The sequence below is a fragment of the Lysinibacillus sp. Ag94 genome, from assembly GCF_023242215.1.
GTDB lineage: Bacteria > Bacillota > Bacilli > Bacillales_A > Planococcaceae > Lysinibacillus.
In genome coordinates, this window is the sequence record NZ_CP096780.1 from 3,927,003 (window position 1) to 3,943,372 (window position 16,370).

General features: G+C 37.4%; 17 protein-coding genes and 1 pseudogene. 9 read left to right on the top strand and 9 right to left on the bottom strand.

Going from position 1 to position 16,370, the window contains the following annotated elements; translation table 11 throughout:
- Nucleotides 1-284: 284 nt before the first annotated feature.
- From MY533_RS18415 to dltD, 5 genes are all read left to right on the top strand, one after another.
- Nucleotides 285-422: a teichoic acid D-Ala incorporation-associated protein DltX gene (locus MY533_RS18415; protein ID WP_132361964.1), complete on the top strand. Its 138-nt coding sequence runs from the start codon at nt 285-287 to the stop codon at nt 420-422.
- Between the two features lie 18 nt (nt 423-440).
- On the top strand, nt 441-1,913 hold the full coding sequence (gene dltA / locus MY533_RS18420) for a D-alanine--poly(phosphoribitol) ligase subunit DltA (protein ID WP_248717088.1): 1,473 nt from the start codon (nt 441-443) through the stop codon (nt 1,911-1,913).
- Nucleotides 1,910-3,073, top strand: coding sequence for a D-alanyl-lipoteichoic acid biosynthesis protein DltB (gene dltB, locus MY533_RS18425; RefSeq protein ID WP_248717089.1), 1,164 nt, complete (start codon nt 1,910-1,912; stop codon nt 3,071-3,073). Before dltA ends, dltB begins: the two co-directional genes overlap by 4 nt.
- A 62-nt stretch (nt 3,074-3,135) precedes the next feature.
- Entirely contained in the window at nt 3,136-3,369 is a 234-nt protein-coding gene (gene dltC, locus MY533_RS18430; RefSeq protein ID WP_053485840.1) for a D-alanine--poly(phosphoribitol) ligase subunit 2, read from the top strand.
- On the top strand, nt 3,366-4,541 hold the full coding sequence (gene dltD, locus MY533_RS18435; RefSeq protein ID WP_248717090.1) for a D-alanyl-lipoteichoic acid biosynthesis protein DltD: 1,176 nt from the start codon (nt 3,366-3,368) through the stop codon (nt 4,539-4,541). The genes dltC and dltD overlap by 4 nt, the downstream gene beginning before the upstream one ends.
- 295 nt (nt 4,542-4,836) lie before the next feature.
- Here the strand turns inward: dltD and MY533_RS18440 are convergent, their stop codons facing one another.
- The 7 genes from MY533_RS18440 to MY533_RS18470 all read right to left on the bottom strand — a co-directional run bounded on the left by MY533_RS18440 (nt 4,837) and on the right by MY533_RS18470 (nt 13,081).
- Nucleotides 4,837-5,349 (bottom strand): GNAT family N-acetyltransferase, encoded by a 513-nt coding sequence (locus MY533_RS18440; protein ID WP_248717091.1) that lies wholly within the window; start codon nt 5,347-5,349, stop codon nt 4,837-4,839.
- 347 nt (nt 5,350-5,696) lie between these two features.
- Complete coding sequence (gene eno, locus MY533_RS18445) at nt 5,697-6,989, bottom strand: phosphopyruvate hydratase (RefSeq protein ID WP_132361974.1); 1,293 nt, start codon at nt 6,987-6,989, stop codon at nt 5,697-5,699.
- 2 nt (nt 6,990-6,991) lie between these two features.
- On the bottom strand, nt 6,992-8,533 hold the full coding sequence (gene gpmI / locus MY533_RS18450) for a 2,3-bisphosphoglycerate-independent phosphoglycerate mutase (protein ID WP_248717092.1): 1,542 nt from the start codon (nt 8,531-8,533) through the stop codon (nt 6,992-6,994).
- A complete protein-coding gene (gene tpiA, locus MY533_RS18455; RefSeq protein WP_248719242.1) occupies nt 8,526-9,287 on the bottom strand; it encodes a triose-phosphate isomerase in 762 nt (253 codons plus the stop codon). The genes gpmI and tpiA overlap by 8 nt, the downstream gene beginning before the upstream one ends.
- Nucleotides 9,288-9,317: 30 nt before the next feature.
- The gene (gene pgk / locus MY533_RS18460) at nt 9,318-10,502 is read right to left on the bottom strand and encodes a phosphoglycerate kinase (protein WP_248717093.1); all 1,185 of its coding nucleotides are present in this window, start codon (nt 10,500-10,502) and stop codon (nt 9,318-9,320) included.
- Between the two features lie 414 nt (nt 10,503-10,916).
- Entirely contained in the window at nt 10,917-11,933 is a 1,017-nt protein-coding gene (gene gap, locus MY533_RS18465; RefSeq protein WP_132361980.1) for a type I glyceraldehyde-3-phosphate dehydrogenase, read from the bottom strand.
- A 116-nt stretch (nt 11,934-12,049) separates the two neighbouring features.
- Entirely contained in the window at nt 12,050-13,081 is a 1,032-nt protein-coding gene (locus MY533_RS18470) for a sugar-binding transcriptional regulator (protein ID WP_248717094.1), read from the bottom strand.
- 211 nt (nt 13,082-13,292) lie between these two features.
- On the opposite strand from MY533_RS18470, the gene MY533_RS18475 reads away from it, so the two are divergent.
- Nucleotides 13,293-13,694 (top strand): hypothetical protein, encoded by a 402-nt coding sequence (locus tag MY533_RS18475; RefSeq protein WP_248717095.1) that lies wholly within the window; start codon nt 13,293-13,295, stop codon nt 13,692-13,694.
- Between the two features lie 115 nt (nt 13,695-13,809).
- Here the strand turns inward: MY533_RS18475 and MY533_RS18480 are convergent, their stop codons facing one another.
- The gene (locus MY533_RS18480) at nt 13,810-14,703 is read right to left on the bottom strand and encodes a nucleotidyltransferase-like protein (protein ID WP_132363281.1); all 894 of its coding nucleotides are present in this window, start codon (nt 14,701-14,703) and stop codon (nt 13,810-13,812) included.
- Nucleotides 14,704-14,912: 209 nt separating this feature from the next.
- Between MY533_RS18480 and MY533_RS18485 the strand changes: the two genes are divergently transcribed.
- The 3 genes and pseudogenes from MY533_RS18485 to MY533_RS18495 all read left to right on the top strand — a co-directional run.
- Nucleotides 14,913-15,263 carry a YgzB family protein gene (locus MY533_RS18485; RefSeq protein WP_132363284.1) on the top strand — a complete coding sequence of 117 codons (351 nt, stop codon included), beginning with the start codon at nt 14,913-14,915 and terminating at the stop codon, nt 15,261-15,263.
- A 103-nt stretch (nt 15,264-15,366) separates the two neighbouring features.
- Nucleotides 15,367-15,561, top strand: a complete 195-nt coding sequence (locus MY533_RS18490) for an HTH domain-containing protein (protein WP_248717096.1) — start codon at nt 15,367-15,369, stop codon at nt 15,559-15,561.
- Nucleotides 15,555-15,785, top strand: a pseudogene (locus MY533_RS18495) (IS3 family transposase); the annotation flags it as partial. The gene MY533_RS18490 and the pseudogene MY533_RS18495, both read left to right, overlap by 7 nt.
- 56 nt (nt 15,786-15,841) lie before the next feature.
- On the opposite strand, the gene perR reads toward MY533_RS18495, so the two are convergent.
- A complete protein-coding gene (gene perR, locus MY533_RS18500; RefSeq protein WP_132363287.1) occupies nt 15,842-16,285 on the bottom strand; it encodes a peroxide-responsive transcriptional repressor PerR in 444 nt (147 codons plus the stop codon).
- Between the last annotated feature and the right edge of the window lie 85 nt (nt 16,286-16,370).

Below are 16,370 nucleotides of genomic sequence, written 5' to 3' on the forward strand. Positions count from 1 at the left end.
AAAGGTGATTGTAGTTTTAGTAAAATTCAAATTGAGGTTCAAAGGATAATCATTTTCTGCCCTTCATGTAGGTAAGTTTTTAGAAACCTTAATTTTACCTTAAATTAATCTTATGATTTTATGAATATCGAGAAATTTAGCAACATTTTAATCTACAATCCGTCAAAACAGTGTTAAAAATTAATAAGTGGAAAAATAATTTAGAAAAAACTTGAAAAAATATCTAATTATTTATATATTTACAAAGTTATAATCTTTTTTCATTTTTAATTGGAGGTGGACATATGCAATCCATTAAAAATAATGAGGTTTTACGTTTTATAGGTTTTACGTTATTTTACTTCATCATTTTAACGCTCTTGTTTCTTATCCATGGCTTCCATGATATGAACGCAGGACCATTTATATATACGGAATTTTAAGAAAAGGAGATATAAACTATGTTAAGTATTTTAGAGGCTATTCAAAAAGTGGCACAACAGCATCCACATCGAACTGCATATCAAACCAATAATGATTCCTTAACGTATGGTGAGCTTTGGCATCTTTCTGATTGTGTAGCGCAATATTTAATAGCTCTTGATTTAAAAAGACAACAACCTATCGTCGTCTACGGGCATATGTCCCCTTTACAAATCGTTGCCTTTTTAGGAGCTGTAAAGGCAGGTCATCCATATGTACCGGTTGACTCTTCTACTCCGTCTGAAAGGTTACAAATTATAATAGAAGCTTCTCAGGCTTGTTTATTACTAAAAACTGAAGCATTAAACACGAATCAATCAGTTCCTGTAGTGGAAGTAAGTGATTTAGTGGCTCAAGCTACTAGCATTTCGACAGAGCCTTCAACTTGGGTTAAGAATCAAGAAATTCATTATATTATTTACACATCTGGTTCTACCGGTAAGCCAAAAGGTGTGCAAATTACAGCTGATAATTTAGCACATTTTGTTGATTGGATGCATAAGCATTTCCCTTTACAGGAATCTGGCGTGTTTCTAAATCAAGCACCTTATTCCTTTGATTTATCGGTAATGGATTTATATCCTGCACTCGTTAGTGGGCAAACTCTTTACGCTATTACGCAGGAGCAGATTGCTAATCCAAAAGCGTTATTTGAGTCATTAGCTTCATCTGATATTCGCGTTTGGACTTCTACACCTTCCTTTGCGAAAATCTGCCTAATGAACAAAGAATGGAATCAGGCGTTAATGCCTTCTTTAAATACGTTTTTATTCTGCGGAGAGGTTTTACCAGTATCTGTATCGAAAGAATTAATGCAGCGCTTCCCACAAGCTTCTATTTTTAACTTATACGGTCCTACAGAAACAACGGTTGCCGTATCTTATGTGGAAGTAACAAAGGAGCTTCTGGAGCAATTTGACCAATTACCAATCGCTCCTCTATCTGAGCCTAATCTATCCTTGCAAGAAGATGGCGAGATTATTATTTCTGGACCGACTGTAAGTGCAGGTTATCTTGGGGCACCTGATTTAACACTTAAAGCGTTTCCTACAATAGGGGATCAACGTATTTATAAAACTGGGGACGTTGGTTATGAAAAAGATGGCTATCTGTTCTTTTCTGGGCGAAAAGATTTCCAGGTGAAACTACACGGTTATCGTTTAGAAATCGAGGAAATTGAAAAGCAAATCGGCAATCTTCCAGCTGTAGCTAGCTGTGTTGTTATACCTATTTCAAAAGATGATGAAATTGTTTCACTAAGTGCGTATGTTGTTCTACGAGAACCATTAACAGACTCTGCCTTCAAAATGACGAAGCAGCTTAAAGCATTGTTAGCGGAGTATTTACCATCTTATATGATTCCGAAAACGTTCAAATACATTGACACTTTACCTTTAAATACTAACGGTAAAGTTGATCGTAAAGGATTGGCGGTTATGGAAACAGTATGACGGCTTATGGAAATATATTTTTCTTCATCATCATTGGTATTTTATTATTACCAACCATTATTTTAGGACTACGTGGGAAATCAGCTAAACGCTATAATATTTTTATTTCGATTGTCGTATTAGCTCTTATTTTTGGTAACTCCCTTAATGGCTCAACTTCTCTTATACTATTTACAGTATTTCAGTTACTATTAATTGTCGGTTATCAAAAATATCGCTTACAGAAGAATAGCACGTCCGTATTCGTAATTGCTGTACTGCTGTCTATTTTGCCACTTGTACTTGTGAAGGTTCTGCCTATGCTTGGCCTTAATAATTTATTTGGATTTTTAGGGGTATCCTATATTACCTTTAAATCGGTACAAATGATATTAGAAACTCGTGATGGCTTAATTAAGGATAAAATTTCAGTAGTTGAGCTTGCTTATTTCTTACTGTTCTTCCCAACAATCACTTCGGGGCCTATTGACCGTTGGCGACGCTTTCATAAAGATTTGCATACAGTGCCGTCTGGTCAAGACTATCAAAAACTGCTGTTAAGTGGGATTAATTGTATATTTTTAGGCTTTTTATATAAATTTATTTTGGCTTATTTAATATACAATTACACACTTATTTATTTACCAAATCAAACTTATAACTATTTGACACCTTTTCAAGGGCAAATAGCGTATATGTATATGTATAGTTTTTATCTATTTTTCGATTTTGCAGGTTATAGTGCTTTTGCAGTTGGTGTCAGTCGCATTATGGGTGTTCAAACGCCAATTAACTTTAACCGTCCATTCTCGAGTCGCAATATTAAAGACTTCTGGAACCGTTGGCATATGAGTCTTTCATTCTGGTTCAGAGATTATGTTTATATGCGCTTCGTACTTTGGATGACGAAGAAAAAATGGATTAAAAACAAATATACAGTTTCTTATCTTGGCTTCTTTTTACTGTTCTTTTTAATGGGTATTTGGCACGGATTAGAATTGCACTTTGTTGTCTACGGTCTCTACCATGCCTTGTTAATTATCTGCTTCGATAAATTTGAACGTTGGAATAAAAAGCGCAAGATTTGGCCAAAAAATAAATGGACGCATGCAATCGGCGTATTTATAACGTTTAATGCCATTTGCTTTGGTTTCTATATTTTTTCAGGAACATTATTTTAATTAACGGCTCTGTTCATACTTTTATGAATAACGCAGCCTAAACAATAAAGGAGATTTATAATATGGATAAACAACAAGTTTTAGAAATGCTAGTAGAATTATGCGAGGACGATATCATTTTAGAAAATCCGGATATCGATTTATTTGAAGAAGGACTTCTTGATTCATTCGGTACAATTAATTTATTAGTGGAAATTGAAAGTCGCTTTAATATCTCAGTGCCAATTACTGATTTCAACCGTGAGGAATGGAACACGCCAAATCGTATTGCTGCGGAATTAGCTGAAAGACAATGATTAAGAAAGGCTTTTTATCATTATTAATTGCTTTTGCTCTTTTTGCTGCCTTACTATTCTTCCCTAATTCCTGGATAAAAGCTTGGATTTCAGATGAAGATGTGGAGCAAGCAAAGACTAGTATGTCTCCGTTAGTGTTCCAAGGGATGTATTTCCAAGAGCGAATGTTGCAGGAGCCTAATACTATGCCTTTATATGGCTCCTCAGAATTAAATCGTTTTGATCCGTTCCACCCTTATAACTATACGCGTGCTACAAATGCTCCGTATACGACATTTATGGTCGGGCGTGGTGGAATGCAGTCTATTACACACTTTTTAAATTTTGCTGCACAGGAAAAGAATTTAAAGGATAAGAAAATTGTTTTCATCATTTCCCCTCAATGGTTTACGAAAAAGGGCATGAATGAATTACATTTCTCTCCAAACTATTCGATGTTGCATGCTTATGATTTAGCCTACAATAAGGACATTGACGAAGATCTTCGAAATCGAGGAATGAAACGCCTGCTTGAATTTGATACTGTAAACCGCGATGACCTGCTAAGAACAATTTATGAATATAAATTATCTGATGGTAAGAAAAAACCAATCATAGGGCGACTGGCAGTGTTTGCTGGCCATTTCCAAAAGGCACTTTTAGAGAAAAAAGATTTGTATTACTCGCTCTTCCCTCGAGAGGGGAGTAAGTTAAAGAACAATGATAAACTAGTTGTGAATCAAACTTTTGAGCAACAACTACAAAATGCCGAAAAATATGGCGAAAAGCGTGTTTCCAATGATTTAATGATTGAAAACAAGTTTTATAAGCGACTTAAAAATTCTAATCTTGATAGGTTTAAAGGATTCCGAAAAAACGAAGATTATACGTCTTCACCTGAATATGAGGATTTACAGCTTGTCATTGATATTTTAAAAGATGCTGGTGCAAAGCCTCTATTCGTCTCTATTCCAGTAAATGGTCATTGGTATGACTACACTGAATATCCTGCGGATCGCCGTGAAAAATATTACGCAAAAATGAACCAAATATTGACTGATAATGGTGTTCCATTTGTTGATTTCTCTAGCCATGACTATGATCCTTATTTCATTATGGATACGATCCATATTGCATGGAAGGGCTGGGTCTATTTAGATCAAGAGCTAGACAAATATTGGGCACAGAAATAAATCATTTAACGAACGTAGAGACAGTCTAAAGTGTTACGCACTAAAGACTGTCTCTTTTTTTATGTAGATTTTCTTTGAGGGCATTAGCGTCACAGATGAGACTCTGAAGCAACTAGAGGAACGAAGGCTAAAACTATCACGTTCTGTGATAACGCCTTCGTAACCACAAGAAGTGGCGTTTTTAGACTGGTTTTCTAGATTTCAGCGAATGTTTGGTGACCCGCTGAAATATATCGCTTTAACGCCCATTCATTTAATCACCCTTAAAGGTAGAGAATTCTCACCTGTACATTTGCTAAAAGAAGTTAAATGAAAAAAGTCTAAGTTCTTCAGCATCATTGGAAAGTTGGACTAATCTTTCAAACTTCAAGCCTATTTTTTCTAGTAACTTAGCTGAAGCCTCATTATCTTGGGTTGTAATAGCTACAATACGATTTAACCCTAATATATCTATACCATATGCCAACGTTGCTGAGGCCGCTTCATAGGCGTATCCTTTTCCCCAATACTTAGGCAGAAAAGCGAACCCAATATCCACATCTTCTAGCGACTCCCTTTTAGCAAAACCACAAAGTCCAAGGGGGATTTGATCGTCCTTTCTTTCAACTAAATAAAAACAAAAGCCAAATTGCTCATACATGCGAAGTGGTCCATTTACTATATATTCACATGCCTCCTCCACCGTTTTCACACCGCGATCACCAATGAACTGCAACCATGAAGGATCATTCATTAACGCTAGGATAAAATCGGCATCATCTGTTGTTTGTAGGCGAAGGGTAAGTCGTTCTGTTTCAAAAATTTTCATCGTAATTCTCCTTTCAGTATTGTTTTCCGTATATGTAATTTATGTTTTACTAATTAAACATATAATAATGGCATAAATGCACTTGCATAGCTTTCAATAAGTGTATTTATGCCATTAAAGCAATACAGAGCACTTTTTCATCCTACCTAAGCAGTTTTCTGGGTTACCCAGGCCCTTCTCCTACCCGGGTAGTTCTTAAGGGTACTAGCGCTTTTTCTCCCTACCTGAGTAGTTCCCACGTTTCCCGATCTCTTTGCCAAAAACTACCCCTCAATTACCCAAAAAATCGCCTCAAAAGTATGTAAATACCTTTGAGGCGATACGAGTAAAGCTACTTTAGTAATAGCTTATTTTAAGTTATAGAATGATTTTAAACCAAGATACTCAGCTGTTGCACCAAGTTGATCTTCAATGCGAAGAAGTTGGTTGTATTTAGCTACGCGGTCTGTACGAGATGGAGCACCTGTTTTAATTTGACCAGCGTTTGTAGCAACTGCGATATCAGCAATTGTTGCATCTTCTGATTCACCAGAACGGTGAGAGATAACTGCTGTGTAACCAGCGCGTTTTGCCATTTCGATCGCTTCGAATGTTTCTGTTAACGTACCGATTTGGTTTACTTTAATAAGGATTGCATTACCAACACCTTGCTCAATACCAGCAGCTAGTTTTTGCGTATTTGTTACGAACAAATCGTCACCTACTAATTGTACGCGAGCACCGATACGATCTGTTAATAATTTGTGTCCAGCCCAGTCATTTTCGTCTAAGCCATCTTCAATTGAGATGATTGGGTATTTGTTTGTTAGCTCTTCATACCAGTCAACCATTTCTTCAGAAGTTTTAACAACACCTTCACCGTCTAAGTGATATTTGCCATCTTCTTTATTGAATAATTCAGATGAAGCAACATCCATGGCAAGTTTTACTTCTTCACCTGGTTTATAGCCAGCTTTTTCGATTGCTTCTAAAATTACAGTAATGGCTTCTTCGTTCGAACCAAGGTTTGGTGCGAAACCACCTTCGTCACCTACAGCTGTATTATAGCCTTTAGCTTTCAGTACTGCTTTTAAGCTGTGGAAGATTTCAGCACCCATACGTAATGCATGACGGAATGATTCTGCTCCTACAGGCATTACCATGAATTCTTGAATGTCGACGTTGTTGTCAGCGTGAGCGCCACCATTTATGATGTTCATCATTGGTACTGGTAGTTGTTTTGAGTTAAACCCACCAAGATATTGATAAAGAGGTACATCTAAGTAATCTGCCGCAGCATGTGCAACTGCCATTGATACACCTAGAATGGCATTGGCACCTAGTTTACCTTTGTTTTCTGTGCCATCTAATTCGATTAAAGCTTTGTCGATGACTACTTGATCAAGAACTGAGTAATTACCTTCTAGCTCTTGAGCAATAATTGTGTTTACATTTTCAACTGCTTTTAATACACCTTTGCCTAGGTAACGAGATTTGTCACCGTCGCGTAATTCTACTGCCTCATATTCACCTGTAGATGCACCTGATGGTACGATTGAGCGTCCAAAAGCACCTGATTCTGTAAATACTTCAACTTCTACCGTTGGATTCCCACGTGAGTCTAAAACTTCGCGCGCATAAATTTGTGTAATAAATGGCATAATTAATTCTCCTCTTTTTCAATTAATGATTGACCTGTCATTTCAGAAGGTTGTGACACCTCTAATAATTCTAACATGGTTGGCGCCAAATCGGCTAAAATACCATCATTTCTTAACATTAAATTTGCTTTTGTCACAATTACTGGAACAGGGTTTGTTGTATGAGCTGTCATTGGAGCCCCTTCTAAAGTAAGAACTTCATCAGAGTTACCATGGTCAGCTGTAATAATAGCTGCGCCACCTTTTGCAAGGAGTGCATCTACTACTTTACCAAGACATTCATCGACTGCTTCAATGGCCTTGATGGTTGGCTCTAACATTCCGCTATGCCCAACCATATCAGGGTTAGCAAAATTAAGAATGATGCCATCAAATTTATCGGCCGCAATCTCTGCAAGTAATGCTTCTGTTACTTCATAAGCACTCATTTCAGGTTTTAAATCGTATGTTGCAACTTTTGGAGATGCGATTAAAATACGCTCTTCCCCTTCAAATTTCTCCTCACGACCACCACTCATAAAGAATGTAACATGCGGATACTTTTCTGTTTCTGCAATACGAAGCTGTGTTTTGCCATTAGAGGCTAACACTTCACCAATCGTATTTTTCAAGTTATCGTTTTCATACGCAACTTGGGCGTGTACTTCATCACTGTAGTGTGTGAATGATACAAATTTTAAATTCTTTGGATGCTTATTTGATAAAGCAAAGCCATCAAATTCACTATTTGTAAACACTTTAGACAGTTGAATAGCACGGTCAGGGCGGAAGTTGAAGAAAATAACAGCGTCATTATCGTCAATTGTTGCCACGGCTTCCCCATGCTCTTGAACGCTAAATGGAATAACAAACTCATCTGTTACATCGCGCTCATACGATGCAGCTACGCCACTTGCTGCGCTGTCAGCTGTTTGACCAACACCATCTACTAACACATTATACGTAAGGGCTACGCGATCCCAGCGTTTATCACGATCCATTGCATAATAACGACCATGAATAGAAGCGAATTGACCTACGCCAATGTCCTTCATTTGTTGTTCAGTTTCTTCAATATAGCCTAAAGCTGTTGATGGTCCAACATCACGACCGTCTAAGAAACCATGTACAAAGACTTTGTCTAAGCCTTGTTGTTTTGCAAGCTTTAATAGTGCAAACATATGCTCATAATGGCTATGTACGCCACCATCTGACAGTAAGCCCATAATATGAAGCTTAGATTGATGAGCTTTAGCATGTGCTATGGCATCCAAAAATGCTTTATTCGTAAAGAAATCTCCCTCACGAATTGATTTGTTTAAGCGCGTTAAGCTTTGGTAGACAATACGTCCAGCACCTATATTTAGGTGTCCAACTTCAGAGTTCCCCATTTGACCTTCAGGTAACCCCACCGCTTCACCAGCTGCAGTTAATGTTGAATGTGGGAACTCATTCCAAAAACGATCGAAGTTAGGTTTGTTTGCTTGAGCTACTGCATTTCCGAAAGTTTCGTCGCGAAATGCAAAGCCATCTAGAATAATTAATGCTACTGGCTTTTTAGGCATTTGCTGCCGCCTCCAATAATTTCAAATATGATTCTGGTTGTAAACTTGCTCCACCAACTAAAGCGCCATCGATATGCTCTTTCGATAATAATTCCTGAATGTTCTCAGGTTTTACGCTACCACCGTATTGAATTCGTATAGCATTGGCCGTTTCAGCATTATATAATTCCTTCACTACTGCACGAATTGCTCCACATACTTGGTTAGCATCTTCTGCTGTAGCTGTTTTACCTGTACCGATTGCCCAAATAGGTTCATAGGCGATCACCATATGCTCCACTTCTTGTGCGCCAAATCCAGCAAGTGCTGCTGTAATTTGATGAGCAACCTTTTGCTCGGTAGTCCCCGCTTCACGTTCCTCAAGCGTTTCCCCACAGCAAATAATTGGTACGATATTATGCGCTAGTGCTGCAGCAACCTTTTTATTGATGGCTTCATCTGTTTCGTTATAATATTCACGTCGTTCAGAGTGTCCTAAAATAACATAGTCTACTTCCACACTTGCTAGCTGAGCTGGACTAATTTCTCCAGTAAATGCACCTTCGTTTTCAAAATGCATCGTTTGTGCACCAATTGCTAGCTCAGATTCACTAGCAACTTGCACAAGCGTAGGTAGGTAAAGTGCTGGTGCACAAACAACAGCGTCTACTTTATCATTTGAAGGAAGTTTGTCCTGTACCGCATCAACAAACTGAATTGCCTCTTCAAATGTTTTATACATTTTCCAGTTACCTGCAATAATTGGTTTACGCATCATTCTTGCCTCCTATGTTTTTATTCCATTTTATTTATCGTTTAATGCCACAATTCCAGGAAGCTCTTTCCCTTCCATTAATTCAAGTGATGCACCACCACCTGTAGAAATATGGTCCATTTTATCGGCAACTTCAAACTTTTCTACTGCCGCTGCAGAATCCCCGCCACCGATGACAGTATAACCAGTTGTTGTCGCCATAGCGTTAGCTACAGTTTTTGTACCATTCGCGAATTTATCCATTTCAAAAACACCCATTGGTCCATTCCAAATGATTAATTTAGAATCTTTAATAACTTCTGCATATTTAGCAGCTGTTTTCGGACCAATATCTAAGCCCATCCAGTCTGCTGGAATAGCGTCTACATCTACAATTTGTGTTTCAGCATCTTTTGAAAATTCGTTTGCGACTACGGCATCGATTGGCATATGTAATTGCACGCCTTTTGCCTTTGCTTTTTCAATAAAGGATTTTGCTAAATCGATTTTATCTTCTTCTAATAAAGATTTACCGATATCATAGCCTTGCGCTTTAATAAATGTGAATGATAAGCCACCACCAATAATGAGATGGTCTACTTTTTCTAATAAGCTTTCAATCACACCAATTTTGTCTTTAACTTTGGCACCACCGATAATGGCTGTAAATGGACGCTCCGGGTTAGATAATGCTTTTCCTAACACATCTAATTCCTTTTGCATAAGGTAACCAGATACTGCTGGTACATACTTAGCAATTCCTTCAGTTGACGCGTGTGCACGGTGAGCTGCACCGAACGCATCATTGACATAAACGTCTGCTAATTTTGCAAATTGCTCTGCTAATGCTGGATCATTTTTTTCTTCGCCAGCGTGGAAGCGAACATTTTCAAGAAGAATAATGTCACCATTTTGCATATTTGCAACAGCTTCTTCTACCTCTTGACCAATTGACTCATCTAATTTAGTAACAGGTTTACCCATTATTTCAGCTAAACGTACACCTACTGCAGTTAGGCGCATATCCTCTTTCACTTCACCCTTTGGACGTCCTAAGTGAGAAGCTAAAATTACTTTGGCACCTTGTTCCACTAAATATTCAATTGTAGGAATTGCTGCTCGAATACGTGTTTCGTCAGTAATTGCACCCTCTGCCATCGGTACATTAAAATCAACACGTACAAATACGCGCTTACCTTTTACATCAATATCTTTCATCGTCTTCTTATTTAACATGAAGAAACCCCCTTCAAAGTTTTTAGTCATGAATTACCTGGATTCACCCATCTTGGCTCCTCACATCATTCACTTAACAGTATTAGATAAAAATAGTTGATCCATCATCATATAGGATTAATTTTGTTTAATAAGCCTTTTCAAAAAGCACTTGGAACGGAAATCAACCCACGTTATGGTGAAGTACCCTTTTACTTGCTTTTATAGTAGCAAAAGTCACGTTCTATGTCTTGCAATTACATAACTAGTCACGTGTCTGCCTTATATTTCGTATAAAAAAGGAGTAAGGGTAAATTCCCTTACTCCCATTACCCTTGTATATTATATCTTTAAGATATTATAAAGGCTATACTTTTTGTGCGCAAAAAGCGGTATTATGTCACACTTTTTACTTTAGTTATCGAATTATGTCACTTATTTAGTGTTTAATCCTTTTTCTGCGATATATAAAGCTAAGTCCATTAAACGAGTAGAGTAACCAATTTCGTTATCATACCATGCTAGAACTTTTACCATACTATTTTCTAATACCATTGTAGAAAGACCATCTACAGTTGAAGAGTTATGGTTACCATTGTAGTCAATTGAAACTAATGGTAGTTCGTTGTAGCCTAAAATACCTTTAAGCTCATTTTCTGAAGCTTCTTTTAATGCAGCATTAATAGTTTCTTTCGTTACTTCTGCTTTTAGCTCCACTACTAAGTCAACACATGAAACGTTCGGTGTTGGTACACGCATAGAGAAGCCATCTAATTTACCTTTTAATTGAGGTAATACTTTAGAAACCGCTACTGCTGCACCTGTTGTTGTTGGAATCATTGACACTGCACCTGCACGTGCGCGACGTGGGTCAGAGTGCGGGAAGTCAAGGATACGTTGATCGTTTGTATAGGAGTGAATTGTCGTCATCATACCGCGCTCAATACCAAATTTTTCATCAAGTATTTTTGCAACTGGCGCTAGACAGTTCGTTGTACATGAAGCGTTTGAAATAACATCATCTGTTTCAGGGTTATAATCCTCATGGTTAACACCCATTACAAACGTTGGCATTTCGCCCTTAGCTGGAGCTGAAAGAATAGCTTTTTTAGCACCTGCTTGAATATGCTTACCTACTTCTTCCATTGAGCGGAATCTACCTGTACATTCAAGTACTACATCAACACCAAGTTCACCCCAAGGTAAATTTGCAGGATCTTTTTCAGCATAAACTTTAATGTTTTTTCCATTTACTACGAAAGAATCACCGTCTGCATAAACATCAGCATCGTAGATACCGTGTACTGAATCATAAGTTAATAAGTGTGCAAGCTGTCCTGCATCTGTTAGGTCATTTACTGCAACTACTTCAAATTCATCGTGCTTCATTGCTTCACGAAATACTAATCGTCCAATACGTCCAAATCCATTAATAGCTAATTTTAATGCCATTGTTAATTCCTCCAATATTGTTTAAATAATTTATTTTGCCTCGGACATTTATAATATCCACAATTGGCTCTATTCTCATTCAGAGAGTGTTGAGCACTCGCTGAAATTTGAGTAATTTATAAAGAAGGTAAACCTTCAGCGATAGCTTTTGCGGCTACTTCATCTGTTATAAAAATGGTTTGCTTTGGTGCTACCTTAAAGTACGATAGCATGGCCTTCACTTTTTGTTTACCAGCAGCAACTGCAATGACTTGCTTACTTCTTTGCACTTGTTCAAACTGTATACCGATTGTTCGAATTCGATGTACAATTTCGCCTTCTGCATTGAAATAATATCCAAATGCTTCACTTACTGCACCCTTTTCTTCGAGTATCTGTAAATCCTCAGGCGATGAGTTACGACGAACAGCCATTTCCTCTGCCGAGCCAATACCATGAATAACACAATCTGCACGATCATAATAATTCATCATTTCAGTTACCATTGGCTCTGTTAACATTGCTTGATAGGCCTGCTCACTTAAATGCTCCGGTAAAAATAATGTACGATACTGTGCATCCATCTGCATGGCAAATGTTGAGACAAGTGTATTGGCTTGCATTTGCATTTCATGCCCAATGCCTCCACGGGCTGCAACAAATGTAATGTTGTTTGTATCAGCTGGATGTAAAAATTGCGCAAGTGATGCAACCGACTTACCACCAGTAACAGCTACTATTTGACCATCAAAGGTAGTTGATATAAATTGTTGTGCTGCCTCTTTTCCAAGCAGTGTTAATATCGTATCGTCCTCATTGTAATCACCTGGAACAACTATTACATGCTGTAAGCCAAAATGGTTTTGCAATAATTTAGCTAGCTGTGTAATGCCAGACCATTCATAGACGAGTGCTCGAAGCTTATCAATCACTACTTCACCCTCGTCTGTACATACCATACCCGACTTTTGAGAATCTAATAACCCTTGCTCACGTAAAATATCCGTTTCTTTACGAATTTCTCGTTCAGTCATTTTAAGTGAATCAGCAAGTGTACGACGCCCAATTGGCTGCATAAGCTGAACTGTTTGCAAAATACGATATCTCGATTGCAGAAGCGGATACATTTCTGGAAGTAGCCTTTGCTGCGCCTCAGGTACAGATAACATATTAATCTACTCCCTTTATAATAGTCGTGGGTTAGTTTCTGTCCCACCACTTAAAATTATGTCCCACTTACAACTTCATTATAATACGCTTTAAAATAAAGAGCAAGTAAATGTTATGTTTTGGTATTGAAAAATAATTTAAGCATAGTGACCTAAATGTGGATGCTTTAAGACTTATAAAAGTTTTTTACACCTAAAATCATCACGTCTTGTGATAACGCCTCCGGATCGTGTTGGCCGTTATACTATAGCGAGCGAAGTTGGTCATCGGACACCTTCGAAAGCTTTACTCTGCGCGAAAGTAGCGTTAGTTTTATCTGTGCGAAAAGCGGAGCGACAGCCACATGGTCTTTTCTGTACGAAAGTGGAGCGACAGCAACATGGTCTTTTCTGTGCGAAAGCGGAGCGACAGCAACATGGTCTTTTCTGTGCGAAAGCGGAGCGACAGCAACATGGTCTTTTCTGTGCGAAAGCGGAGCGACAGCAACATGGTCTTTTCTGTGCGAAAGCGGAGCGACAGCAACATGGTCTTTTCTGTGCGAAAGCGGAGCGACAGCAACATGGTCTTTTCTGTGCGAAAGCGGAGCGACAGCAACATTTCTCCGTTCGTTGAGTTGTTTTGTTATGTCTTAGCGACAATTAATATAATACAATATCAATTAATTAAAAGTCAACAACTTTTTATAAAAAATTATCGAGGTATTTTTCATACCTCGATAACTAGCATACTACAGTCCTTGCTCCATTTCTAGAGCTTCTTTATTTACCTTATAATGACGGTGGAATATCATGTCACTTTTCGCAACAATCGGTTCAATTTGAATATAACCTTTGTCCACTAAATATTCTACAAACACTTCTAAATCTACTGAGTAGTTCATGAGCTCATTATGATCGTGCAATTCCTGAATTGTCCAGGTCTCTTTTGTTTGCATTACTTCTAAAATATGTTGAGCGCCGTCTCGAGTACGTGAATGTATTAAAAACTCACTTGCTAAAAATAATAGCTCTAAACGTTTTTCTATCGGCTCATTACTTGTAACGAGCTCCTCGTATAATTTATAAATCGCTGGTTCTATTTTTTTCACCTGTGCCCAAACAGTTACTTCAGGGTAAAGTCCACTATCAATAATGGATAAACGCCCTAAATGATGTAATGAATCTACTACGTGATTATAAGCATCGAGATAGCTACCCTTATCAAAGTATTCTTTTCCTTCTAAGTAACGTCGAATTAACTTTGAAAATTGAATACCAGTTTTGATTTTACGACCACTAAACGGAAACTCCTGTAATTCAATTTTTAACTTATGAAGAAATTCATTACGATCAAATAATACTCTACCAAAGAAAATCCAATCGACCACTTTTTTATTTGAGCCAATGAGTAGCCATTTTCGTAGTATTTTCTCAGTAACAGTATGTAAAGCTACTTTATTTCCTTCATATAAGTAATGCTTCGAAAAAACTGGCTTTTCTGCTTCCTTTACAATAATAAGTAAGATTGTATCAAATGTATCTGTCACATTACTTTTTTCCTCGCGTTTTTCCATTAAAATAACGCCTAACGTATTCGACTGACTTGCACGTTCCTGATATATCGGACGCAAAACTTGTTCCATGTTCAGTCCCCCTCTATTTGCTTGTTACTTTTTAACTTCATTTAATGGATGTCACGGATTTTCACCGTATTCAATTACACCAATGTGAAATTGATTTCGTTAAAAATTCGACATACTCTAAAAGTATTCCTTCTTCCCACGTTTTCAAAGCTAAAATACTTTGTTCTTATATGTTATAGTAGATTTTAGATTGGGAGGCAAGATGATAAATGAAACCTTACAAAAGTAAAATTAATAAAATCCGTTCATTTGCATTAGCACTTATTTTTATCGGCTTTGTAGTTATGTATGGGGGAATCTTCTTTAAAAACTATCCTATTCTAGTATTAATTTTCATGACCCTTGGTGTACTTTGTATTATTGGTAGTACAGTCGTTTATGCATGGATTGGACTGCTCTCAACAAAAGCTGTTCAAGTAGAATGCCCTAATTGCCATAAGCATACAAAAGTATTAGGTCGTGTAGATATGTGTATGTACTGTAATGAACCATTAACACTGGATCCAACTCTAGAAGGAAAAGAGTTCGACCAATCTTATAATAAGACAAAAAAATCCTAGCCCTCATTTTAAACTGTACCCTATAAGATAGACACTTTGAAAAAAGTCTATCCTATAGGGTACTTTTGTTTATAATTAGAAAAAAGATGTCGGAGCGGAATAAATGACGAAAAAATTATTTACTAAAAAAGAGCAAGAACAACTTAACTGTAATCCTAATGTCCAAGCTATTAGTGATAAAGCGATTACTTATACTGAGGAATTTAAACGCCATTTTATTGCAGAAAATGAAAAAGGAAAACTCCCAAGAATGATTTTTGAAGAGGCCGGTTTAGATGTTGAACGGATATGGGACTAGGGCAATCTATGTCACGCCGAGGAAACTGTTGGGATAACGCCCCGCAAGAATCCTTCTTCGGCCATTTTAAAGATGAAACTAATCTGAAAGCGTGCGAAACATTAGAAGAAGTAAAACGAGAAGTGAAAAGTTATATGATATATTACAACCATTATCGAGGGCAATGGAACTTGAAAAAGCTGCCGCCTGCAAAATACAGACAGCAGCTTCAAAAGGTTGCCTAGCTTTTTTTCAAAATGTCCTTTACAAAGGGTACACTTTATTTAAGAGCTAGGATTTTTTATTGTACTTTTGCAGATGCATCTTTACACGATGGGCAAGTGCCGTAAATTTCTAAACGATGTGCATGCACATCAAAGCCTGTTACTTGTGATGCAAAATGTTCAATTTCATCGAGACCAGGATAATGGAAGTCGACTATTTTGCCACAGCATTCACAAATCATATGATAATGATCATTTGTAACGAAATCAAAGCGACTTGAAGCATCACCAAATGTTAGTTCTTTCACTAGACCAACTTCACGAAAAACGCGAAGATTATTATAAACAGTCGCTACACTCATATTTGGGAATTTCCCTTCAAGTGCTTTATAAATTTCATCGGCAGTTGGATGTGCCATTGTTTGAATTAAATATTCCAAAATAGCATGACGCTGAGGAGTAATACGAACACCAGTTGTTTTTAACGTGTCAAGTGCATCCTGTAAATGCGTTTCAGACATCGTCATGCACCTCTTCCATAAAGATTATTAATTTATAATTGTTATAATTAGTGTATCGAATTACTCTTACTTCTGTCAACATTCA